This is a genomic window from Hoeflea phototrophica DFL-43 (genome assembly GCF_000154705.2).
GTDB classification, from domain to species: Bacteria; Pseudomonadota; Alphaproteobacteria; order Rhizobiales; family Rhizobiaceae; genus Hoeflea; species Hoeflea phototrophica.
Genome location: NZ_CM002917.1, coordinates 2,858,923 through 2,882,420, shown reverse-complemented (window position 1 = coordinate 2,882,420; position 23,498 = coordinate 2,858,923). Strand labels below are relative to the sequence as shown.

Genomic DNA, 23,498 nt, shown 5'->3' with positions numbered 1-23,498 from the left:
TGACACTGATTGCCTGAGTGATTTCAGGGAGTAAGGCTAAATGGCATCGTTCATGCCGGAGGTGGAAACCGGGTTCGACCGCGAAGTTGTGGTCATCGAGGACCAATCCATCATCATGCCCGATGGCTGCCGGCTGTCGGCACGGATCTGGATGCCAAAGGATGCCGAACAGGCTCCTGTGCCGGTGATCCTCGAGCATCTGCCCTACCGCAAACGCGACGGTACCATTGTGCGTGACAGCCTGACCCATCCCTGGATGGCGGGGCAGGGTTATGCCTGCGTCCGCGTCGACATGCGCGGAAACGGAGATTCCGAAGGACTGATGGTGGATGAATACACCCCGCAGGAATTGCAGGATGCCTGCGACGTGATTGCCTGGGCAACGGCGCAGCCCTGGTGTTCTGGCACGGCTGGCATGATGGGGATTTCCTGGGGTGGGTTCAACGGCCTGCAGGTCGCAGCCCTCCGGCCGCCGGCGCTGAAGGCGATCATCACGATCTGCTCGACCGTTGACCGGTTTGCCGATGACATTCATTTCAAGGGCGGCTGCCTGCTCGGCGAGAATTTTGGCTGGGCAGCGAACATGCTGTCCTATTCCTCGCGGCCACCGGATCCGATGCTGGTCGGCGAGCGATGGCGCGAGATCTGGCTTGAGCGGTTGGAGAACATGCCGTTTCTCGCGCAGGAATGGATATCGCGGCAGACGCGCGATGCTTATTGGAAGCATGGCTCGGTGTGCGAGGATTACAGCGCGATCGAAGCCGCGGTGCTGTCCATCGGCGGCTGGCATGATGGCTATCGCAACACGATTTCGCATCTGGTCGAAAACATCGAGGCACCTGTGAAAGGCATCGTCGGGCCGTGGATTCACAAGTACCCGCATTATGCCGGACCGGAACCGCGGATCGGTTTCTTGCAGGAGGCCAAACGCTGGTGGGGCCGCTGGCTCAAGGGTGTGGACAACGGCGCTGGTGAGCTGCCGGCCTACCGCACCTGGCTGATGGATTCGATTGCGCCCGAGCGCTGGTTCGACGCACGGCCCGGCCGTTGGATCGCCGAGACCGAGTGGCCATCGCCTGCTGTCAAAACGACGCATCTGACATTGGGCGATGGCAGCCTTGGCGAGGCGTCGATGAGCGAGCCGGAGGTGGTTTCATCGCCTGTTGACTGCGGTGCGGAGGCGGGCGAGTTTTTCCCCTTCGCCTATGGGCCCGAGTTCCCCGGCGAGCAGACGCCGGATGACCTCAAATCGGCATGTTTTGATGGCTTTGCGCTTGAAGCGCCGCTGGATATTGTCGGAGCGCCAAAACTGAGACTGCGGCTGAGCGCCGACAAGCCGATGGCGCAGCTGGCTGTTCGGCTCTGCGATCTGCGTCCCGACGGCACGTCCGCGATGATCACCATGGGCGTGCTCAATCTCACACATCGCAATTCGAGTGAAACGCCGGAGTTGCTCACACCCGGTGAGACGTTCGAGACAATCGTCACACTGGATCAGATCGCCTACCGTATTCCCGCCGGGCACCGTCTGCGGATTGCGGTATCAACCAGCTACTGGCCCTTCATCTGGCCGTCGCCTGAACGCGCAACGGTCCTCCTAGAGGCTGGGAGGCTGGAGCTGCCGGTTCGCACCAGACTTGCCGACGAAGACGAATGCAGCTTTGAAAAGCCGGTTGGAGCCGAACCCTGGCAGCACGAGAACCTCAGGCCATCCCAATCGGTGCGGAGCAGTGAGACCGATCCGGAGACCGGCGTGGTGAAAACCGTGATCTTCAATGATGCCGGCGAAAACCGCGACCTCGCGCATGGGCTGATCTCTGGCAGCACCACGCACGAAACATGGTCGATCCATCCCGATGATCCGCAATCGGCAACGGCGCATATTCGCTGGGAGCAAACAGGCGGTCGCGATGACTGGCGCACCCACACGGTGGCGGAGATGGAAATGCGATGCGACCGCAACTGGTTTTATCTCATCGGAACCCTGTCAGCGACGGAGAACGACGCGCAAGTGTTTGAGCGCAAATGGAGCGAGCGGATCGCACGTCGGTTCATCTGAGGGCACCGACGCTCCGGTGCTTGGTTCAATAGCGCCAATCATCGCTGCCCAGTGCCGAGATCGCTTTGACCATGGCGGAGAAACTCTCCCGTGCCTTTGCGGACGAATGGCGGGCGCGCAGATAGCCGTGCACCAGCCCGTGGCCCTCGATGCAGATGGCTTTGCCGCCAGCGTCGCGGATCCGTTCGCAATAGGGTTCTCCATCGCCGGCCAGTGGGTCGCATTCCGCTGTGAACACCACGGTCGGTGGCATGTCGCGGAAGTCTTTGGCTGCCAGGGGTGTAAAGGCGGGATCGTTGGTTGGCGGCGCGCCAGATGCGCGGATTTCATCATAGTAGACCATGTCAGCGGTCGAGAGCATCGGGGCGTCGGCGTGGGTCACGAAGGTTCCGGTGGACACATCGTTGCCGAGCGCCGGATAGATCAGAACCTGGCCTTTTGCCCGATGCGCTGCGTTTCGTGTTGCCCAGGCGACGGTGGCGGCCAGATTGCCACCGGCACTGTCGCCGCACAGGATCACGGGTATTGCGTCGTTTCCCGCAACATGCAGGAAGGCTGCAAGCGCATCCTCGAACTGTGCCGGATGTACATGTTCCGGTGCCAGCCTGTAGTCTACCGCGGTCACTGCGAAGCCGGTGCGCTGACAGAGTTCGGCGCAGATGCTGTCATGGCTGTCGAGGCCCCCGACAACAAAGCCACCGCCATGCAGGTAGAGCACCATGGCATGCGGGGTTCCCGCCTCTGGCATGTAGTGACGAAGCGGTATGCATCCGGATGGGCCCTGGATTTTGCTGTCCGCAACCGCGACTCCCTCCGGTCGCCCCGCATCGAAGGCCTGGCATAAATCATCATAGATGCGGCGCTGGCCGGCGGGGTCGAAACCGGTTGCTTCATCGGGGTAGAGCGCGCGTGACCGGTCCACAAAAGCCCAGATCTCGGCGTCCAGCAGTCTGTCATAGGGGGAGGGGCGTTGGGTCAATGGTCAGGACCTTTCCGATCGGCGGTTGACGCTCATGCAATCGCCATGCACAGCATCTGTCAAACGGGAAAACAGAATATGACATGGCAGCCTTCCGCCTCCCTGAAAGCGATCCTTTTCGACAAGGATGGAACACTTGTCGATTTCGACCGGACATGGGCCGAAACCAACCGCAAGTCAGCGCAGCTTGCTGCGGACGGCGATACCGAACTCGCAGACCGGCTGTTGCGTGCTTGCGGCATGGATCCCGAAACTGGGGCGACAGCGGGCGACAGCATGTTTGCCGCCGCCAATGCTGCCGAGATCGCGGCCCACATGGTTGCCCATGGCAGTCCTTACGATGCAGCCGATCTGGGGCCGTTGCTGGATGTGGTCTTTGTGGAGGGGGCAGAAAAGCCCTGGCCGATCTGCGATCTCGATCAGCTTTTGGGTGAGTTACAAGCCTCCGGCTTCAAGCTCGGAATTGCGTCCAGTGATGGCGAAAACGGCATCCGGCGCACGGTCGAGGTGCTAGGGCTTGAACACCATATTGATTTCATCGCCGGCTACGACAGCGGCCATGGCCCAAAGCCGGAACCGGGTATGCTTCTGGGCTTTGCGCGGCATCTGGGCGTTGCGCCAGCCGAGATCATGATGGTGGGTGACAACCGTCATGACATGGAGATGGCCCGAGCAGCCGGTGCGGGGGCTGCGGTTGGTGTGTTGTCAGGCACCGGGACGCGTGAGGCTCTGTCACAACTTGCCGATATCTGTATCGGGTCCGTGTCCGATCTGCCGCCGCTGCTCGCGCGCTGACGCAGGTGCTCTCAAGGCTGTCTTGCCTTGGTACTGCCTGATCCGGGTTCAGCTTTCTCGTGCACCGAGCAGGTTGGTCAGCCAGTCCGGGTCCATCTCCGGGACCGATGACAGGAGTAGTTTGGTGTAGTCGGGGAAGGGGGGCGAGAGGATTTCGCTCTTCAGTCCCTGTTCAACAACCTCTCCCTGGAACATCACGACGATCTCATCCGAAATTGCCTTCACCGTGGCGATGTCATGGGTGATGAAGAGGTAGGTGATGCCGAATTCCCGCTGCAGCCGGAGCAGCAACTGCAAGATGCCTTCCTGGACGATCTGGTCGAGCGCCGAGGTGACTTCATCGCAGATGATAATGTCTGGTTTTGCCGCCAGCGCGCGGGCGATGCAGATACGCTGCTTCTGGCCGCCGGACAGTTCGGACGGCAGCCGATCCATGAAGCTCTCGTCCAGCTCTATCATCTCGAGCAGCTCGATGATCCGCTTTTCGCGCTCTTTACCCCTGAGGCCCAGGTAGAATTCCAGCGGCCTGCCGATGATGTCTTCAACGGTCTGACGCGGATTCATTGCAGTGTCGGCCATCTGGTAGATCATCTGGATGCGCTGCAATTGATCTTTGCTGCGGTCCTTCAAGGCGGCTGGCAGGGGCTCGCCGTTAAACGTCACGCTGCCGGCGAGTGGTGGCAAAAGTCCGGTGATGACGCGTGCCGTGGTGGATTTTCCAGAACCGGATTCTCCGACGACGGCCACGGTTCGCCCGCGTGGCAGTGATATCGAGACGTCATGCAGCACTTTCAGATCACCGTAGGCGGCATCCACGTTGTTGACGGACAGGATGATGTCCTCGCCTTTGACTTCCGGTTTCTCAAGGGCGCGGACTGACCAGAGCGACTTGGTATAGGGCATCGAAGGCGTTTCAAGCATCTGCCGGGTGGGGGCCTGCTCGACCTCCTCACCGTAGCGCAGCACCTTGATGAAATCTGCCATCTGCGCCACCACCGCCAGATCGTGGGTGATGTAGATGGCCGCAGTATCAAACTGCTCGACAATGGTGCGCATGGCGGAAAGCACTTCGACCTGGGTTGTGACATCAAGCGCGGTCGTTGGCTCATCGAAGATGATCAGGTCGGGGCGCGGCGACATCGCCATGGCAGTCATGACCCGCTGCAACTGACCGCCTGATACCTGGTGCGGGTATCGGCTGCCGATGGTCTGCGGATTGGGGAGTTGAAGCGCCTTGAACAGTTCCACGGCGTCAGCGCGGGACTCTGCGTCAGAGCGGACACTGCGGCGGTTGGCTGCTTCGACAGTCTGATCGATCAGCCGATGGGCGGGATTGAACGATGCTGCAGCCGATTGCGCGACATAGGCTATGCGTGTGCCCCAGAGGGCACGCTTTTCCTTGTCACTTGCTTTCACCAGATCGATGCCGTCAAACAGGATCGAGCCGCCGGTGAGCCGGCAACCGGGCTGGGTGTAACCCATGGCAGCCTTGCCCAGCGTTGATTTGCCGGCACCTGATTCTCCGATGAGCCCCATGATTTCGCCACGTCGGAGCGTCAGGTCGACGCCCTTGATGATGTCGTGCCAGCTTTCATCGGAATAGCCGTCGATGCGGATGTCACGCATCTCAAGCAAGATCTCGCCTCGACCGGCGTGGTTGGGATCATTGGTCATCGCGAAGTCCGCTTGTCTTGTGCAGGAACCAGTCGACGATGAAGTTCACCGCCACCGTGAGAAGCGCGATCGCCGCCGCCGGCAGCAGCGGCGTGATTGCTGCAGTGATGTCGTACTTGGCAAACTGGATCAGGGACGCATTTTCACGCACCATCGAGCCCCAGTCCGCAGTCGGCGGCTGAATGCCGACACCCAGGAAGGAGAGGGCGGCGATGGTCAGGAACACGAAACAGAACCGAAGCCCGAACTCGGCGATCAGCGGCGGCAGGATGTTTGGCAGGATTTCCCGGCGCATCACCCAGCTCAGCCCTTCTCCGCGCAGCCGGGCGGCTTCGACATAATCCATCACCGCGACATTGACGGCGACGGATCGGGTTAGCCGGAAAACGCGGGTCGAATCGAGCACTGCGATGATCAGGATCAGGCTGGAAACGGTGGAGCCAAAGATCGACAGCAGCATTAGCGCAAAGATCAGGCTCGGGATCGCCATCAACACATCGACCGACCGGCTGAGGGCCTGGTCCAGCCAGCTGCGGTTGATGGCGGCAACGAGTCCAAGACCGCCGCCAATTAGAAAAGACAGAAACGTTGTGGCCAGCGCAATGCCCATTGTGTTGCGGGCCCCGTAGATAAGCCGGGTCAACACGTCGCGACCGATCTGATCCGTTCCGAAAAAGAACTCTCCGCCCCAGGGGGCGAAAGGCACCGGGTGGATTTCCGCTTCCCCGTAAGGGGCAATCACGTCCGCGAACACGGCAACAAGAATATACAGGCTGATAACAATCATGCCGAACCAGGCGCTTGGTGGCGCGGACTTGAGCAGCAGCCCGATACGCTCCATGCGGGTTCTGCGTTTGCGGACTGCGCCGACTTCCGCGGCGGCGGCGTAGGTTTGTGTCGGTTCACTCATCTGGGATGCAACAATCGCGGGTTGGTGATGATGCCGATCACGTCGGCGGTCAGGTTGAGGATGATGTAGGTTGCCGCGAAAATCAGGGCGCAGGCCTGTACAACAGGTATGTCGCGGCTGGTTACGGCGTCGACCATCAATTGCCCGATGCCGGGATAGACGAACACCACTTCAACGACGACGACGCCGACAACCAGATAGGCAAGGTTGAAGGCGATGACGGTGGCGATCGGCGCCCAGGCATTTGGAAGCGCGTGCTTGAGGATGATTTCTGACTGCGAAGCGCCCTTGAGCCGTGCCATCTCGATATAGGGACTGGCCAGCAGATTGATGATCGCAGCGCGGGTCATGCGCATCATGTGGGCAACGATTACCAGAGTGAGGGTAAGTGCAGGCAGTGCTATCCGGTAAAGCCGCTCGCCAAGTTCGGTTGAGGCATCGACATTGGCCAGAGATGGAAACACCGGCCAGAGAGAGGCGAAGAAAAGGATCAGGATATAGGCGACAAAGAATTCCGGCGTGGAAATTGTCGTCAGCGTGGCTGCATTGACTGTGCGGTCATAGACTGAATTCCGGTAAAGCGCTGCTGTCAGACCCAGAAACAGCGCCAGCGGCACGGCAATCAAAGCCGTGACGCCGGCGAGGAAAAGTGTGTTCCAGAGGCGCGGCGCCACAAGGTCGATCACCGCACGGGAGCGGTCCTGGCCGGATGCATTGCGTCCTGAAAAGGATGTCCCCAGATCACCGGTGAGGACTGAGCCGACCCATTCGAAATATCGGACCGGGGCAGGCTTGTCCAAACCCAGCTCCTTGCGGAATGCGGCAACGGTTTCCTCTGTAGCCGATTGCCCAAGAACAGCTTCACCAAAGTCGCCAGGCAACATGGAAATGGAGCTGAAGATGATGGCGGATACGACGAACAAGGTCGCGATACCCAATCCCAGACGCTTGAGGATCGTAGCCAAAACAGCGTTCAATTGCGGTGCCCCTCGATCTTTATATATCTGCTTTGGTGGACTTGCCGCCACCTGACATTGTTAGCCAGGCTCGAAGTGTTCTGTCCACTCCGTCTCGGCGTCACATTGTTGTCTTGCGAGATGCGATTTGTAAACCGGTTGATTGCGCCGTTTGGCGAGGAGTGTATCCTGACGAGGTATTGCAGGCGGCTGGGCTCTTCAAATTCGGACCGGAAATTGCCTTAACCGCAATTGATGTCTTGTTTGCACTACGGGCTGTCGCTGCTGACACGGCAAATGTCTGGCACCGTTCGGTTATCTCGGGTTGTTGACAAATCCCTCCATCCGGAGAGGATAGGCGAAATTGCAATCACGTCGCACGCAGTGTGACCATGATAAAGAAGACAAACGGGAACGAAACGGAGTGCAACAATGAAAGACGAATATCTTAAGAAGCAGGCCCGCTGGCTTAGCGAAGGCCAGATCGACCGCCGGCAGTTTATCCGGGCTGCAATCGCTGCCGGTCTGGCGGTTCCTTCGGCTCTGACGCTGGCTACAAATGTGCTCGCGGCAACCCCGAAACAGGGCGGCAAGCTGCGCTATGGAACCTCCTATGGTTCGACCACAGATACGCTTGATGCCGGTACCTCCGAGCACGGTATGACTCAGGCGCTGAACTATGCGCGCGGTAACCAGCTGACCGAAATCGACAATGACGGAACACTCGTTCCTGAGCTTTCCGAGAGTTTTGAAGCATCAAACGGTGCAAAGACCTGGGTTTTCAACCTTCGCCAGGGCGTGGAATTCCACAATGGCAAGACTCTGACTGCTGATGATGTGATCGCCACCTTCAACTATCATCGTGGTGAAGATTCCAAGTCCGCGGCTAAGGGATTGCTGACCGGTATCACCGAAATCAAGAAAGACGGGGACAACCGTGTCATCTTTGAACTGAGCGGCGGAAATGCCGACTTCCCGTTCATCGTTTCCGACTACCACATCATGATCATGCCGACGGTCAACGGCGAGATCGAAGATCCGAACAGCCCGGTCGGCACCGGCGGCTACATCATCGAAAAGTTCGAGCCCGGCGTCCGGACGACGCTCAAGCGCAATCCGAACTTCTTCAAGCAAGGCCGTGCGCATTTTGATGAAGTCGAGTTCATCACGCTCGCCGACACCACCGCGCGTCAGAACGCTGTCATGAACGGCGATGTCGATTTCATCGACAATGTCGATGCCAAGACCGTCGCGCTGCTGGGTCGGGTTCCGACACTCAACATTCTCAAGACCACAGGAACGCAGCACTTCACCTTCCCGATGCGGGTCGATTCCGCACCATTCGACAACTACGATCTTCGTATGGCGCTCAAATATGCGATCAAGCGTCAGGAGCTGGTGGACAAGATTTTGCTGGGGAACGGCGAAGCTGGTAATGATGTTCCGGTCAATGCGTCGATGCCCTATTTCAACACCGAACTGCCGGTGCATGAATTCGACGCCGATAAGGCCGCGTTCCACTACAAGAAATCCGGCCATTCGGGCACTATCCAGCTTTCGGCTTCAGATTCTGCCTTTACCGGTGCAATTGATGCCGCTCAGCTGATTGCCGCATCCGCCAAGGAAGTCGGAATCGACATCGAGATCGTTCGCGAGCCGAGCGACGGTTACTGGTCCAATGTGTGGAACAAGAAACCCTGGTGCGCCTGCTACTGGGGTGGCCGTCCGACCCAGGACTGGATGTATTCGGCAGCTTATACCGCCGATACGGAGTGGAATGACACTGCGTGGAAGACCGGTGAGTCTGCCGAGAAGTTCAATGAACTGGTGGTCATGGCCCGTTCCGAAACGGACGAGGTCAAGCGCAAGGACCAGTACTGGGAAGCTCAGAAGCTTCTGCAGGATGATGGCGGTGCCATTGTCGGCATGTGGGCGAGCTTCATTCATGCGCATTCCAAGGCCCTGGCGCATGACGAAAAGATTGCTGCAAACTGGACCAGCGATGGCAGCAAGCTTGCCGAACGTTGGTGGTTTGCCTGATCTCAGGCATAGCCTGATAGAGATCGGCCGCGGAGAGATCCGCGGCCGTTTTTGTTGGCAGGGGACTGGCTTGAATGGCTGATCTGAACTTGGCAAATTGCGCGGAACTTGAGCCAGCACAGAAAGGTTTCTGGTTGAATATAGACCAGGAAATCAGAGGTTTAAGGCGAGCTTTGGGCAGTTCGATTCAATTGCTTACAGCGGTTTCACCCTGTCCGGCGATGGACCTGACTGTCTTGAGAGCGCCTTCAGCTGTTCGCCCTTTTCGTCGGTGAGAGCCGCTTCGCGCAGGAGGTTGCACCAATGTGCGGCATCGTTGCGGCCGGCCAGCAACGCCACACCGTCCATCACGCGATCGAACTTCGAAAGCCCGCGCGTGTGGGTGTCGGAGTAGCCCTTGACCAGGCGCCGATTGCGCAGGGTCTCGACGCCCAGTGCATAGTCGACCCGGCGGTAATTCATCGCCAGTTCGAGCCAGTTTTCCATATGTTCTTTCTCGATCGCATGACGCAGCGTGCCGCGGCGATACTTGCGAAGCCCGCCAAGGATGTAGAGCTGGGCGAAAGGCAGCAGCCGGTCTGTCCGGAGCCTGCGTCCCTTGTTGAAGATGCGGTCGATCAGGTTCATGGCGCGCTCGCTTCGCGAGAGCTTCCGGCCCAAACGTGCGGGCATCATCCCGACAATTTCCTCGGCGCGGGGATGCATGAATTCAGTCAGCTTCATGCGCGCGCCTTCGGCCGGTGTGATCTCACCTCGGACACGGGCGAAGCGGCTGCCTCGGGTCTTCAGATCTGCGACCCGGAAGACGTCATCATAGGCCATTGCCTTGGCAATATATTTCGCCGCTTCGCGGGTGAACTCATGGTCCTTGTGCGGATCGTCGTCGCTTGCGATGCGCTCCAACCGGTCAAGATAGTCCGCGCCATAGTCGATATCCTGGAAATCGACCACGGCACGCAGCCCGGTTAGTGCCATGTCGCGCGCGCCGTCGGGCAGTGCCATGGCTCGGGTTTCAAGCGCTTGCCACTGCGCGAGCAGTTTCTCAGGCCCCGAGGGTGTGTTGGCTTTGGCCTTTGGCGTGCTGCCTTTGGACGAAGAGGCTTCAACCACCCCGTTGCTGGCTGCCTCGAAGCCGGCGGCAAAGGCCTTCAGGCTGGCCTTCACTCCACGGCCGGATGCCGTGATCGCCTCCTCAAACGTCTCTCGCGGGAACGGCAGAGTGCCAGATCCGGCGAGCGCACCGAACAGACTCGAAGATATCACCGACCCCGCATCGAGAGCCATCTTGTCCATATCGAACAGGATGAAGCGTTGTGCGGCGATCTCCGCTGCGGCAATCACCTCATCTGAATCAGCGATGCCATCACCGGGTATCATTTTTTCAGACACGGCAAGAGCGCGGTGCGACGAAGCGATCAGCGTGGTGCGGTCGGGGGTCACGAAACCGCGCATGATGGCGCGGCCGGCCTCCATCATTTCCGCGGCGATAAGAATATCGACATCGCCGGCGGCGGGCATCAGCGAAAACACCGGAGCGCGGTCTCCCGCCGGCGCCATCTCGATATAATAAATGGTGGCACCGGTGCGCTGGGCCACGCCAGCTACAGACGTGGCCTGGACCGCATAGCCATTGCGGTGAGCCGTGTCCTCGATCCAGTTGGTGAGCACGCCGCCGCCCTGACCACCGACAGCCATCACGGCCAGTTTTATGATCTGGTCGAGCGCGGGATCGAGCGGTTTGGCTGGAAGCGCGGATTTGGATTTCTTTGCCATGCGATCAACCCTGAACAAATTCGATGCGGCGGCGGGTGCGGCGGCTTTGCAGCCATGAGATCACGCTTGCTGTGAAGCCACTCAGAGCGCGTTCGAGCGGGGCGGGATTGTGCACCACATCGGCGCGGTAGAAGGATGGGCAGAGCACAGCAGCATCGGCCACCTCGCCGCAATTGCCGCAGCCCACACAGCTCTGGTCAATGCTGGCGACGGGATCATCGCGTAGCGGGTCGTCGAGTTTCTTGAGCGACAGTGAGGGGCAGCCCGACAGTCTGATGCAGGCGTGGTCTCCGGTGCAAATGTCCTCGTCGACGCCGAAGCGCGGTTTTTCAACCCGCCGTCCTTCGTTGATCGCCTTGTTCATCAACGGCTTTTCGCGACGCTGCTTGTTGAGCATGCATTCCGATGACGCAACGATGACCTTGGGCCCGACATGGTCCGTGGTCAGGGCTTCGTTGAGGATCTCCCGCATCTTGGGCACATCATAGGTGCGGTCGATCTGGCGGACCCATTTGACGCCCACGCCCTTGACCGCGTCGGTGATCGGGTGACCCGTGGCCTTGGAAGCATTGTCCGCACGCGAAGACAGGATGTCCTGTCCGCCTGTGGCCGCCGAATAGAAGTTGTCGACGATGACAATGACGCCGTCTGACTTGTTGTAGACCGCATTGCCGATCGAGGAGGACAGGCCGTTGTGCCAGAAGCCACCATCGCCCAGGATCGAGATCGAGCGCTTCTCGCCGCCTCCGTCAAAGGCGGCGTTGGAGGCGGGGCCGAGGCCATAGCCCATGGTCGAGCCACCGATTTCGAAAGGGGGAAGGGTGGCAAACAGATGGCAGCCGATGTCACCGGCGATCTGGTGCTTGCCGCGCTCCATTTCGGTCAGTTTGATGGCGGCGAAGATGGGCCGCTCCGGGCAGCCGGTGCAGAAGCCCGGCGGGCGGATCGGAACCGTTTTGGAGAGATCCGGCAGTGCCGGTTTGTGTTCGCTGTTGGGCGCACGCAGGCGTGCCGGCAACAACTCGGGCGCTGCTTTCTTCAAAAACGCTTCCAGCCCGTCGAGCATCACCTGGCCGGTGTATTCGCCGGCCATCGGAAGCATGTCCTTGCCGTGCAGTGCAAGGCTGCTGCCTGCCTTGTAGAGCATTGAGCCAAGCGCCTGTTCGATAAATTCAGGCTGGCCTTCCTCCACCACCAGGACCGAGGACTTGCCCTCACAGAACTCCAGGAACTCGTCATTGACCAGCGGGTAAGTGACATTGAGCACATAGAGCGGGATTTCCGTCTCACCATGGATGTCGGCAAGGCCGAGGCGCTGCAGCGCGCGGATGGCGCCATTGTACATGCCGCCCTGGACCACAATCCCGACAGGAGCCTCGCGCGGACCGAACATCTCGTTGAGGCCGTGCTCGCGGATATAGGCCTGGGCTGCGGGCCAGCGATTGTTGATCTTGTCATGCTCCTGCATGTAGGACATCGGCGGCAGCACGACGCGGGCGTAATCGCTGCGGGGATTGGCGAGCGCATCCTTGACACTGAAGGGCGGACGTTTGTTGTCCTTGGCCGTAAAGCTGCCGGTGACATGGCAGGAGCGGATCCGCACCATCAGCATCACCGGCGTGTTGGTGGCTTCCGAGAGTTCAAAACCCTGATGCACAGACTGCACGATTGATGGCAGGTTGGGACGCGGATCGAGCAACCACATCTGCGATTTCATCGCAAATGCATGGCTTCGCTCCTGCATGATCGAAGAGCCTTCGCCATAGTCCTCGCCGATGATCACAAGCGCGCCTCCGGTGACGCCCGAAGATGACAGGTTTGCGAGCGCATCGGAGGCGACATTGACGCCGACCGCGCCCTTGAAGGTGACCGCGCCGCGGATCGGGTAGTGCACCGAGGCAGCAAGCATTGCTGCTGCTGCGGCTTCCGATGCATTGGCTTCGTAGCGTACGCCAAGCTCGCTGAGGATTTCCTCGGCATCCGCCAGCACATCCATCAGATGGCTGATCGGCGCGCCCTGATAGCCGCCGACATAGCCGACGCCGGCTTCCAGAAGCGCCTTGGTCAACGCCAGAATACCTTCGCCGGAGAAGGTCTCACCATCTCCGATCTTGAGCTTCTGGACTTCCTTGGCGAATGAGCGTTCAGCCATGGCTTCGGGTTCCCGTGATCAAAAATCGTGCTTGCGTATGTTGCCGAGTATCTTCTGCAGCGTTGCCACGAAGAGCTGCCGTTCATCAGGCGAGATGCCGTGAAACATCTGCGAATAGATCCGGGACATGGTTGGCCACAGCTGCTCATAGGCGGCCCGGCCAGTGTCGGTGATTGCAATCCGGGTCACCCGGCTGTCTTTGGGATCGGGATCGCGTCTGACCAGACCATCGGCCGTCAGCTGATCAAGCGCGCGGCTGAGCGTCGACTGTTCGACAACGGCGTAGACGGCCAGTTCGGTTATCGGCAGTGCGTCGATCACTGAGAGCACGGCAAGCGCACGCATTTTCGGCGTGGTCAGGCCTAGGCCGTTCATTTCCTGCCGGAGGTCGGCATTGTAGCGGCCCATGATGCGGTTCATCAGATAGGGCGCGAAGTTTGACAGGCCGATCTCGCCAAGCCTTGGCAGCGGTTCGGATTTCACATTGGCGTCTGGTTTGATCTCGTTCATGCGCCCAACCTCTTGGCAAGCAGGAACCCGGAGCCGCCTCCAAGCCCAGGCCCGGGGTGGGTCGAGGCGCCGATGTGGTGCAGATCCGTGATCGCGGTCGAATTGTTGACGCTGCCGGCGAAGGGGCGCCAGATGAAGAACTGGTCCAGCGCACAAGCGCCGCCATAGGGATCGCCGCCGACCAGATTGATGTTCATGCTTTCAAGATCTGTTGGTGAGTAGGCCTTGCGTGCCAGAACGCTCTTCTTGAAGCCGGTGATGTGCTTTGCCAGGATCGCTTCGATCCGGTCTGCAAAGGCCTCGCGGGTGGCCTCGTCCCAGGCGCCGCTGGTGGCGACCTTGCCGGCTGCATCGCCCTTGATCATTCGCGGTGCGTCTGGAATTTGCAGCCACAGGATCGACTTGCCTTCCGGACAACGGGATGGGTCCAGCCGGTGTGGCTGTCCCACGCAGATAGTGGGCGTTTCGGGAAGCATCCCGCGCTCGGCCTCGTTGGAGGATTTGGAAACGGAATCGATGCTCTCGGCCAGATGAATCAGGGCCACTTCCTCAAGGCCCTTGGACTTCCAGCGGATCGGGCCATCGATGGCGTAATGCAGCTGGAAATTGCCACGGCCATGGCGGAATGCGCTCAGGTTCTGGCCGGTCGCGTCCGGAAGCTGTTTTGTCTGATCTCGCAGCAGGCGGCCATAGAGCTGGCCGGGTGCGACGGAGCAGATAACGTTTCCAGCTTGGATTGTGGTTCCGTCCGCCAGCCGAACACCGGTGGCGCGCCCGTTTTCGACGACAATCTGATCGACATCGCAGTTGGCGCGCAACTCTCCGCCATTTGCTTCGATCAGCGATTTGAAGGCCGCGACCGCCTGGCCCGCACCGCCCTTGACCACTGGTGCGCCAGCGGCTTCCAGGGCAAAGGCAATCACCTTGCCCATCTGGCCGCCATAAGCGGATTCGGTGGTCAGTCCGGTGTGCAGCACCCAAGGGGCATAGAGCGCCTGGGTGAGCTCTGAGCTGTAACCCGTTTCCAGCCAGGCCCGCATTGGGCGCAAAGCCTCTCCAATCCAGGCAGCAAGACCGCGAATGCCACGTTTCCAGGCCTGGGCCGCAAGCAGCTTTGCGGTCGGCCAGCTCCAAAGCTCGCCGCCAAGAAGTGCAAACAGGAACGGAGCGTCAGCCTCGATCGCGCCGACATCGGCAGCATGGCGGTCGCCATCGCCACTTGAAACGGCATTGAAGGCTTTGATGTTCGCGGCTCGGTCTGTGGTCAGGACCAGAGACGAGCCGTCCGGTCTGAGCACCGCGGTGGGATGCGGCGTGTGACAGAATTCGAGACCATGCCGCGCCAGATCAGCTCCGAGCGCGGCATGGGCAGGAGACGTAAGGAAGAGAACAAAGGTTGCAGCCATCACATCATGATGAAAACCGGGCAGGGTTATCTCCTCGGTGCGCATGCAGCCGCCGAAGCGGTCGCCGCGTTCGAGCACCAGAACCCGTTTTCCCTTGGCTGACAGCATTGCGGCCGCGACAAGTGCGTTGATGCCGCTGCCGACAATGATGTGATCATGGTCTGCCATGTACTCCATTCCTCCGGACCGGGTCCGCGCCGCCTTATGAGCGGGGGACCAGAGCCATGGCCCGGATCGGACTTCCGGTGCCCTTGACGATCTTGAGCGGGGCCGCAATCAGAATTGCGCCCTTTGGCGGCAGCTTGCTTAGATTGGCGAGCGAGGCGAGGCCATATTTGTTGGCTGCATGCAGCAGATTATGAGCCGGGTAGGGTGGCTCCATGCCGCCGGCCTGGCCTGCGTCGGTGCCGATGCACTGGGTGCCCCAGCCGATCGCACCTTTGGACAGGATGTACTGAATGCAATCAACGCTCGGTCCAGGCGAATGCGGACCGGTTTCATCGGCGTTGAGGTAGGCGTCTTGATCGCCAACACGGGAATCCCAATCGGTGCGCATCACCACCCATTCGCCGGGCTTGATGTCGCCGTGCTTTGCTTCCCATGCCTTGACACCTGCGGCATCGAGCAGAAAGTCGGGGTTTGCTGCGACTTCGGCGGAGCAGTCGATCACATTGACCGGTGCCACATAATTCTGTGGCGGGATCGAATCCGTGTAGCCGTCAACATAGTCCTTGCCGGTGATCCAGTGATGCGGGGCGTCGAAATGGGTGCCGGAGTGTTCGCCGAGCTTAAGCCAGTTCCAGGCAAAGAACGGACCATCACTGTCATATTCGGAGATCTTGTGGATCTCGATCTTTGGTGTGTTCTTTGCAAAATCCTCGGGCAGCTGGAGCAGCGGGGTGTCTGGACCCAGCGGGCTTGAAAGATCAACAACTTCGACCTTTCCTTCGAGCAGCATAGTGGCGAGATTTCCAAGTGCATCGGTTGCGTTCATTACTTTCACTCCCCTGACGTGGCCTAGGCAACAGCAATCGCGAGAGGGCGTTGCGCCCGTCGCATGATCCAATAAATAATAAGCTAGACAGAATAATATGCATTTGCAATTATAAATCTTGAACAGAGGGTTTTCGCTGTGCGATCGGACTACGACGCAATCATTGTCGGGACAGGCATCAACAGTCTGGCGTGTGCCGTACACCTTGGTGCTAAGGGATGGCGTGTGGGTGTTTTTGAGCAGGCGGACATTCCGGGCGGGGCCGTCAAGACACTCGAACTGACCGAGCCTGGCTTCCTTCACGACTGGGCCGCGATGAATCTCAGTCTCCTTGCAGGATCTGCGTTTTTTAAGGCGTATGGTGAAGATCTGACAGCGCGCGGGCTTGAGTTCGCACCTGTCTCACATTGCTTTGCCAGCGTCTTTGATGATGGGAAATGGTTTGGGGTGAGCACCGGCCCGGGCGAGACCCGTGCGCGGATTGCAGCGTTTTCCGAAGCCGATGCGAAGGCTTGGGACCGGCTGTGCGAGGAGTTCCCCGGAACCGCGGAGTATGTCTTCGCGCTTCTCGGAAGTCCCATGCAAATGCATATACAAGGGCGGCTGCTCGCCAAGGCGCTTTACCGTAAGGGGTTTGCCTGGACAGTGGAGCTGATGCGCATGCTGATCTCCTCGCCACGTACTTTCCTGACCCAAACCTTTGAATCCGATCATGTTCGCGCCACGCTGGCTGCCTGGGGCATGCATCTTGATTTTGCGCCTGACATGGCAGGTGGCGCGGTGTTCCCGTATCTTGAATCGATGGCCAACCAGCAATTCGGCATGGTGATCGGCAAGGGTGGTGCGGGCACGGTTACACGCGCCCTGATCTCCAGGATCGAAGCTTCCGGCGGCGAAATCCATTGCGGTCAGCGTGTTGCCAAGGTGCTGCGCAAGGACGGCAAGGCGAGCGGAATTGCCTTGCAGGACGGCTCCGAGATCAAGGCGAGCCGCGCGGTGATCGCCAATGTCGCGCCCAGTGGTTTGATGGATCTGCTTGAAGGCGCATCTGGTGACGGTGATTTTGACGGCAAGATGCGCAAGTTCTCGCATGCGCCGGGTACCATGATGATCCATCTGGCGCTTGATGGTCTGCCCGACTGGACGGCCGGTGAGGAGCTCAAGCAATTCGCCTACGTCCATATCGCGCCATCCCTTGATCAGATGGCGCGGACCTATCAGCAGGCCAAGGCAGGGCTTCTGCCGGATGAGCCGGTGCTTGTGGTGGGGCAGCCCACTGTCATTGATCCGAGCCGGGCCCCCGAGGGCAAGCATGTGCTGTGGGTGCAGGTGCGCATGGTTCCTGGCGAGATTACCGGTGATGCCGCGGGCGAAATCGCAGAAACCGACTGGGCTGTCGTCAAGGACCTTTATGCCGAGCGGGCGCTTGGCATCATCGAACGGCATGCTCCCGGTTTCAAATCCAAGATCCGCTCACGCGCGATTGTCTCGCCGCTCGATTTGCAGGCGGACAATCCCAATCTCGTGGGCGGCGATCAGATCGCAGGCAGCCATCATCTGTCACAGAATTTCCTGTTCCGTCCGGCCTTGGGCCACGCCACGGGAAAAACCCCCGTCGACCGACTGCATCTCACCGGAGCCAGTGTCTGGCCCGGCGCGGGCACCGGCGCGGGCTCCGGATATATGCTCGCTCAAAAATTGGGCGGGAAGTGAAGATAAAAACAGGGAGAACAGCATGAAACAGGTTTCTCGTCGCACGGTCCTCAAGGGCTCGGCAGCGGCTCTGGCGCTCACTGCCTTTGCCGGTCCGTCGCTCGCGCAGGGGATTGAAGAACTCGTCATCGCCTACAACGTGAATTTGCCGTCCTGGGACCCAACCGTTGGACCGTCCGCCGTCAATCCGACGATCCAGGGTATCTATCAGTCGGTTTTCGACCAGTTCATCCTGCAGCAACCGGATCTTTCCCCGGCGCCGGGCCTGCTGACGGAATGGGGCTGGAATGATGACAAGACCAAGATCATGATGACGGTACGCGAAGGCGTGACCTGGCATGACGGGTCGCCATTTACAGCTGAAGATGTCGCCTGGTCGCTGACCCGCGCGGCGGATGAGGCGACCGGCAACCCGATCCAGTTCGTCTGGTCGACGCTTGCCAACATCAAGGCGGAAGGCAACACCGTGACTGCAGATGTCGCTCGCTTCGAGCCGACCATCTTCAAATGGATGTACTTCCTGACAGGTTACGTGCTGCCCAAGGCCTATTACGAAAAGGTCGGAGCGGACGGATTTGAGGCGGCGCCGATCGGCACCGGCCCTTACATGGTCGACAAGTTCGAGCGCAATGCGTTCGTGCGTCTGAAGGCCAACCCGAACTACTGGGGCGGTAAACCTGATTTTGAGACGGTGACCATCAAGTTCGTCACCGATGCTGCCTCGCGGGTGGCCGAGGTTGAATCTGGCAACTCGCACGTCACCCTGGAAATGCCCTATGAAGAGTATGACCGGCTCAAGGGTGGTGGCAATGTCGCTGGAACAGCAGCGCCGATCTCCGATATCGGCATGATCTTCCTCAACGACATTGACGCCATGCTCGATCCGAATGTGCGTATGGCGGCAGCGATGTCGATCGACAAGCAGCTCATCATCGACCGGTTGCTGTCGGGCTACGGTGTGGCCATCGATACGCTTCAGACGCCCGAATACGAGTCCTATGACGTTTCGATCAAGGTTCCTTATGACCCTGACAAGGCTATGGAGCTGCTGGCTGCCTCAGGCTACTCGCCGGACAATCCTGTGAAGTTCAAGATCCAGACAACGCGCGGCTTCAAGCCGAAGGATTACGAGATGATCCAGGCGATCGTTGGCCTGTGGCGCAAGGTTGGCATCGAAGCGGAAATCGAAGTCTACGAAATTGCCAAGCATTTCGAACTGCGCGCCGCGGACCAGCTTGCGCCGGCCGCCTTTTACAACTGGGGCAACTCGGTGGGCGATCCGACCACATCGACCGGCTTTGCCATGTTCGGCCCGTCGCCGCACTCGGTGTGGGACGGTGAGGACCTGATTGGCATGATCGGCCCGCTCTGGGGCGAAGCCGATGAGGCCAAGCGGATCGAGGGCTGGAAGGGCGTGGACAAGTACATCGCAGAAAATGCGCTGGTGATTCCGCTTCTGCAGTATGTTCAGCCGATCCTGCATGCGCCGGGCGTCTCGGTGACGCCGCATGCTTCCGGCGCGCTGCTGCCGCATCTGATGAAGCGGGCTTAAGCCTCGCAAAGCATTGGCCGCCGTCCGTAAAGGATGGCGGCCGCATTTCAGGAAGCATTTGTTTTGAAATTGTTGCGTGCAATCCTGCTGCGCTTGGCGACCATGTCCGTGACCCTGATCGGGGCTGCGATCGTGGTGTTTTTCGTCATTCGCGTGGTGCCGGGCAATCCGATTGCGATGATGTTGCCGCCCGGTGCCACGGACGATGACATCGCCAGGCTTACGGCGCTTTATGGTCTGGACAAATCGATCTTCGAGCAATTCGTGATCTGGCTGAGTGGCGTTTTCCAGGGTGACTTCGGCACGTCTATCTCGCTGCGCCAGCCGGTGATGCCGCTGGTGCTGGGGCGGCTGCCGGCGACGCTGGAACTGGCCATTTTCGCGCTTGTGATTGCAGTGGTGATCGGCGGTACGATGGCGCTGGCTGGCGTTCGCTACCGGGCGACGCGGACCGAAACGGCGATCGATGTGGCCAATGGTGTGGGGCTTTCGATTCCGGATTTCCTCTGGGCGCTGATCCTGATCGTTCTGTTTGGCGTGCTGATGCCAGTTTTTCATATCTCGGGCCGGATCTCGCCGTCGCTGGACCTGCCCTTCGTCACCCAATTCTATGTGTTTGAAAGCCTGTTCCGGCTGCGCTTCGATCTCTGGTGGGATTTGCTCAAGCATATGTTCATGCCGGCCTTGGCGCTGGCGATTCCGCTGGCCGCCATCATCAGCCAGTTGCTCAAGCAATCGCTCAAGGAAACCATGCATCTCGATTATGTCACGCTGTCGCGGACAAAGGGCTACGGTGAAAATCATGTCATCGTCTCGGAAGCGCTGCCCAATGCGGTATTGCCAACGCTGACGCTGATCGGGGTGCAGTTCACCTTCCTGATCGGGGGCACGGTGATCATCGAGCGGCTGTTTTCTTACGAGGGGCTCGGCAACATGGCGATTGACGCCGTGATCAACCGGGATCTGCCCCTGATTCAGGGTATCGTCATCATGTTTGCGCTGCTGTTCACGGTGATCAATCTGATCGTCGACATGACCTATGCGCTGCTCAATCCGAGGCTGCGCCATGCTTGATGGCCGCGGAGCAGTCAAACGGCGCGCAGGCGCGCGTTTGTGGATGTCAGGCCTTTGGCTTGGCCTGATGGCACTGCTGGCGCTGTTTGCGCCTTTGATCAGCCCGCATGATCCGCTGGCGCAGGATCTTTTTGCCGGGCGGCTGCCGCCTTTCTGGGTCGATGGGGCCGATCCGGCCTACCTGCTCGGCACCGACAGCCTGGGGCGCGATGTGCTCTCGCGCATCATGCATGGCGCGCGTATCGCGTTTTCGGTGGCGCTGGTGGCAGGTCTTGCGACGGCGCTTGTCGGCTCCCTGCTTGGGCTGCTCGCCGGCTATATGCGCGGCTGGGTCGATGTCGTGATCTCGCGGCTGGTCGAGATCTGGATGGCGTTTCCGCCGGTGCTGTTCGCCATTTTGCTGATTGCGGTTCTGGGCACCGGGTTGACCTCGATCATCATCGCGATCGTGGTGATTGACTGGACCCGGTTCTGCCGGGTGGTGCGCGCCGAGGCAATGAACCAGTCGGCGATGGATTATGTGTCAAGCGCGGTGGTGGCCGGGCGGCCGCGGATGGATATCCTGTGGCGCGAGATCCTGCCCAATGTCCTGCCGACCATCGTGGCGTTGCTGACGCTGGAGATGGGCATCGCGGTGATCGTCGAGGCGATCCTGTCCTTCGTGAACCTGTCGATTTCAACCGACGCGCCGACCTGGGGCGGAATGATCGCCGAGGGGCGGACCTCGATCTACCAGGCCTGGTGGGTGCTCGCCTTTCCGCTGGGTGTCCTGTTTCTCACTGTTCTGTCCTTCAGCCAGTTTGGCGAGGGTCTCAAGGACCGTTACGATCCGGTGCTGCGATGAGTGGGTTTCTGACAGTCGATAATCTGTCGTGCATGTTGGCGGGCTTTGAGCAGCGAGTGCTGCGCTCGGTCTCGCTGTCCATCGATACCGGTGAAGTGCTTGGGCTCGTGGGCGAGAGCGGGGCCGGCAAAAGCATGATCGGCAAGGCAATCCTTGGCATTCTTCCGATGGCAATCGAGATTGTCGAGGGAAGCATCGTGCTTGACGGCCAGAATCTCGAGAAGATGCGGCCTGCCGACCGGCGGCGGTTTATCGGCGCCACGGCGGCGCTGATTCCGCAGGATCCGTTGACGGCTCTCAACCCCTCACGGCGGATCGAGCCGCAGGTCACCAACCGGCTTGTCGATATTCTGGGCTGGACCAGGTCCGATGCGCGGGTGCGGGCGCTGGAACTGCTCGACGAGGTGCATATCGACAATCCAGAGCGGGTGATGCGCAGCTATCCGCACGAGCTTTCGGGCGGCATGCGCCAGCGGGTTCTGATCGCCTCGGCCTTTGCAGCCAATCCGAAGCTGGTGATAGCGGACGAGCCGACCACGGCGCTGGATGTCACGGTTCAGAAGCAGATCCTGCGCCTGATCCGCGAGCTGCAGCAACGTCATTCCACCGCAATGGTGTTCGTCACCCACGATCTTGGTGTTGTGTCCAAGGTTTGCCAGCGGATGTCGGTGCTGTATGGTGGCATGATCGTCGAGAGTTCGACCGTTCCGGATTTTTTCAAGGAGCCGAAGCACGCCTATTCGCGGGCTTTGCTGGCCGCGACGCCGAAATACACCGATCCGGATGCGTCGCTGGTTCCGGTGGACGAGGCGGTGATTGAGCAGGTGAGTGCGGAAGTTCTGGCTGCTGACCGGGAGTGGCGTCATGGCGCTTGACGACAGTATTTTTTCGATCGCGTCACTGGAAGTGGCGCTGCCCGACATGGCGGCGAAACCGGTTTTCGGACGCGCCCCGTTGATCTCTATTCTGAAGGGGATCAATCTGGAAATCACCCGGGGTACTGTGCTTGGGATCGTCGGCGGTTCGGGGTCTGGCAAATCGACGCTTGGCCGGGCGCTCTTGCGGCTGATCGAACCGACAAACGGAACAATCCGGTTTGACGGCCGGGACATCACCCATCTTGGCGAGGACGAGCTCAGGCCGATCCGGCGGCAGATGCAGATGATCTTTCAGGACCCGATGTCATCGCTCAATCCCCGCCGCCGGGTGGGGGCGATCATCGCCGATCCGCTCGCCCTGCATGGCTTCGACGGAATTGACGGCCGGATTGATGACGCGCTTGATCATGTCGGTCTGCCGCGCTCGTTCAAGAGCCGCTATCCGCACGAGCTGTCGGGCGGGCAGCGCCAGAGGGTCGGCATTGCGCGCGCAATTGCGCTGAAGCCGGAATTTATTCTGGCAGACGAGATCGTGTCCGGGCTGGATGTATCGTCGCAGGCGCAGGTGCTCAATGTGCTCGGATCGCTGGTCAAGGAACTGGGGCTGACGCTTGCGTTCATCAGCCACGATCTGTCGGTGATCCGGCGGCTCTGCGACCGGGTGATGGTGCTCAACCGGGGAGAGATCGCAGAATTTGCAAATACGGACGAACTTTTTGCGTCACCGAAATCGGACTATACCCGTGAACTGATGGACGCCATTCCGCTGCCGGACCCGGACCAGGCAAACTGGTAGGCGGCGCGACTTCCTTCGCCGCTTTCTCATGATATGGCGGCAATAAAAACAGGACCTCACCTGTCTGAGCAGGCCATAATGTCAGCAACAGGCAGTCCGACCGGCGAAGATGGATCGGGCTATCTGCTCTATCACTCGACCGGTCAGTATCCCGGAAAGGCGAAGGCCTTCAATGCGGTGTTTGGGGAATTTGCGCGGTGCTGGGGATCAACGAATGATGCGTGCGGGGCGATCCTGCGCTGCTCGCCCGGCTTCATGACCACACAAGATGGTATCTTGCGCCCCACCAAGGTTCTTGGCGCGTCGTCGAAGTTCGTCTGATGGCACGGGCCGGCAGCCGGTGATGAGAACCGGAAAGACTGCCGCAGTGTGAGCCTGTGGGTTTCTTGTGAC

Annotated in this window: 19 protein-coding genes; 10 read left to right on the top strand and 9 right to left on the bottom strand. The window is 59.9% G+C overall.

All coding sequences use genetic code 11. From position 1 onward, the window contains the following. Nucleotides 1-40: 40 nt before the first annotated feature. Nucleotides 41-2,059, top strand: a complete 2,019-nt coding sequence (locus HPDFL43_RS13655) for a CocE/NonD family hydrolase (RefSeq protein ID WP_007197948.1) — start codon at nucleotides 41-43, stop codon at nucleotides 2,057-2,059. Between the two features lie 25 nt (nucleotides 2,060-2,084). On the opposite strand, the gene HPDFL43_RS13650 is transcribed toward HPDFL43_RS13655, so the two are convergent. Then, the gene (locus HPDFL43_RS13650; protein ID WP_007197947.1) at nucleotides 2,085-3,038 is read right to left on the bottom strand and encodes an alpha/beta hydrolase; all 954 of its coding nucleotides are present in this window, start codon (nucleotides 3,036-3,038) and stop codon (nucleotides 2,085-2,087) included. Between the two features lie 78 nt (nucleotides 3,039-3,116). Here HPDFL43_RS13650 and HPDFL43_RS13645 point away from each other — a divergent pair, with 78 nt between their 5' ends. Further along, nucleotides 3,117-3,833, top strand: coding sequence for an HAD family hydrolase (locus tag HPDFL43_RS13645; protein ID WP_040450201.1), 717 nt, complete (start codon nucleotides 3,117-3,119; stop codon nucleotides 3,831-3,833). 48 nt (nucleotides 3,834-3,881) lie between these two features. Here HPDFL43_RS13645 and HPDFL43_RS13640 read toward each other — a convergent pair whose 3' ends face one another. From HPDFL43_RS13640 to HPDFL43_RS13630, 3 genes are read right to left on the bottom strand one after another with little or no spacing between them, the layout of a single operon-like run. Next, nucleotides 3,882-5,507, bottom strand: a complete 1,626-nt coding sequence (locus tag HPDFL43_RS13640; protein ID WP_007197945.1) for an ABC transporter ATP-binding protein — start codon at nucleotides 5,505-5,507, stop codon at nucleotides 3,882-3,884. Beyond that, nucleotides 5,497-6,417, bottom strand: coding sequence for an ABC transporter permease (locus tag HPDFL43_RS13635; RefSeq protein ID WP_007197944.1), 921 nt, complete (start codon nucleotides 6,415-6,417; stop codon nucleotides 5,497-5,499). The genes HPDFL43_RS13640 and HPDFL43_RS13635 overlap by 11 nt, the downstream gene beginning before the upstream one ends. Continuing rightward, nucleotides 6,414-7,394, bottom strand: a complete 981-nt coding sequence (locus HPDFL43_RS13630; protein WP_040449237.1) for an ABC transporter permease — start codon at nucleotides 7,392-7,394, stop codon at nucleotides 6,414-6,416. Before HPDFL43_RS13630 ends, HPDFL43_RS13635 begins: the two co-directional genes overlap by 4 nt. A 411-nt stretch (nucleotides 7,395-7,805) precedes the next feature. Here HPDFL43_RS13630 and HPDFL43_RS13625 point away from each other — a divergent pair, with 411 nt between their 5' ends. Then, nucleotides 7,806-9,413 carry an ABC transporter substrate-binding protein gene (locus HPDFL43_RS13625; protein WP_007197942.1) on the top strand — a complete coding sequence of 536 codons (1,608 nt, stop codon included), beginning with the start codon at nucleotides 7,806-7,808 and terminating at the stop codon, nucleotides 9,411-9,413. A 195-nt stretch (nucleotides 9,414-9,608) separates the two neighbouring features. Here HPDFL43_RS13625 and HPDFL43_RS13620 read toward each other — a convergent pair whose 3' ends face one another. From HPDFL43_RS13620 to HPDFL43_RS13600, 5 genes are read right to left on the bottom strand one after another with little or no spacing between them, the layout of a single operon-like run. Beyond that, the gene (locus HPDFL43_RS13620; protein ID WP_084594659.1) at nucleotides 9,609-11,186 is read right to left on the bottom strand and encodes an indolepyruvate oxidoreductase subunit beta family protein; all 1,578 of its coding nucleotides are present in this window, start codon (nucleotides 11,184-11,186) and stop codon (nucleotides 9,609-9,611) included. 4 nt (nucleotides 11,187-11,190) lie between these two features. Next, a complete protein-coding gene (locus tag HPDFL43_RS13615; protein WP_007197940.1) occupies nucleotides 11,191-13,338 on the bottom strand; it encodes a thiamine pyrophosphate-dependent enzyme in 2,148 nt (715 codons plus the stop codon). Nucleotides 13,339-13,356: 18 nt separating this feature from the next. Further along, nucleotides 13,357-13,848 (bottom strand): MarR family winged helix-turn-helix transcriptional regulator, encoded by a 492-nt coding sequence (locus HPDFL43_RS13610; protein ID WP_007197939.1) that lies wholly within the window; start codon nucleotides 13,846-13,848, stop codon nucleotides 13,357-13,359. Further along, complete coding sequence (locus tag HPDFL43_RS13605; protein WP_040449236.1) at nucleotides 13,845-15,422, bottom strand: phytoene desaturase family protein; 1,578 nt, start codon at nucleotides 15,420-15,422, stop codon at nucleotides 13,845-13,847. The genes HPDFL43_RS13610 and HPDFL43_RS13605 overlap by 4 nt, the downstream gene beginning before the upstream one ends. A gap of 34 nt (nucleotides 15,423-15,456) precedes the next feature. Beyond that, entirely contained in the window at nucleotides 15,457-16,248 is a 792-nt protein-coding gene (locus tag HPDFL43_RS13600) for a cyclase family protein (RefSeq protein WP_007197937.1), read from the bottom strand. Nucleotides 16,249-16,386: 138 nt separating this feature from the next. Here HPDFL43_RS13600 and HPDFL43_RS13595 point away from each other — a divergent pair, with 138 nt between their 5' ends. From HPDFL43_RS13595 to HPDFL43_RS13565, 7 genes are all read left to right on the top strand, one after another. After that, nucleotides 16,387-17,961, top strand: coding sequence for a phytoene desaturase family protein (locus tag HPDFL43_RS13595; protein ID WP_040449235.1), 1,575 nt, complete (start codon nucleotides 16,387-16,389; stop codon nucleotides 17,959-17,961). Between the two features lie 22 nt (nucleotides 17,962-17,983). Beyond that, the gene (locus HPDFL43_RS13590; RefSeq protein ID WP_007197935.1) at nucleotides 17,984-19,513 is read left to right on the top strand and encodes an ABC transporter substrate-binding protein; all 1,530 of its coding nucleotides are present in this window, start codon (nucleotides 17,984-17,986) and stop codon (nucleotides 19,511-19,513) included. A 33-nt stretch (nucleotides 19,514-19,546) separates the two neighbouring features. After that, nucleotides 19,547-20,587 (top strand): ABC transporter permease, encoded by a 1,041-nt coding sequence (locus HPDFL43_RS13585; RefSeq protein WP_007197934.1) that lies wholly within the window; start codon nucleotides 19,547-19,549, stop codon nucleotides 20,585-20,587. Continuing rightward, nucleotides 20,580-21,431, top strand: a complete 852-nt coding sequence (locus tag HPDFL43_RS13580) for an ABC transporter permease (RefSeq protein ID WP_007197933.1) — start codon at nucleotides 20,580-20,582, stop codon at nucleotides 21,429-21,431. Before HPDFL43_RS13585 ends, HPDFL43_RS13580 begins: the two co-directional genes overlap by 8 nt. Beyond that, nucleotides 21,428-22,306 carry an ABC transporter ATP-binding protein gene (locus HPDFL43_RS13575; RefSeq protein WP_007197932.1) on the top strand — a complete coding sequence of 293 codons (879 nt, stop codon included), beginning with the start codon at nucleotides 21,428-21,430 and terminating at the stop codon, nucleotides 22,304-22,306. The genes HPDFL43_RS13580 and HPDFL43_RS13575 overlap by 4 nt, the downstream gene beginning before the upstream one ends. Next, complete coding sequence (locus tag HPDFL43_RS13570; protein ID WP_007197931.1) at nucleotides 22,296-23,105, top strand: ATP-binding cassette domain-containing protein; 810 nt, start codon at nucleotides 22,296-22,298, stop codon at nucleotides 23,103-23,105. Before HPDFL43_RS13575 ends, HPDFL43_RS13570 begins: the two co-directional genes overlap by 11 nt. 78 nt (nucleotides 23,106-23,183) lie before the next feature. Next, a complete protein-coding gene (locus HPDFL43_RS13565; protein ID WP_007197930.1) occupies nucleotides 23,184-23,426 on the top strand; it encodes a hypothetical protein in 243 nt (80 codons plus the stop codon). Nucleotides 23,427-23,498: the final 72 nt, after the last annotated feature.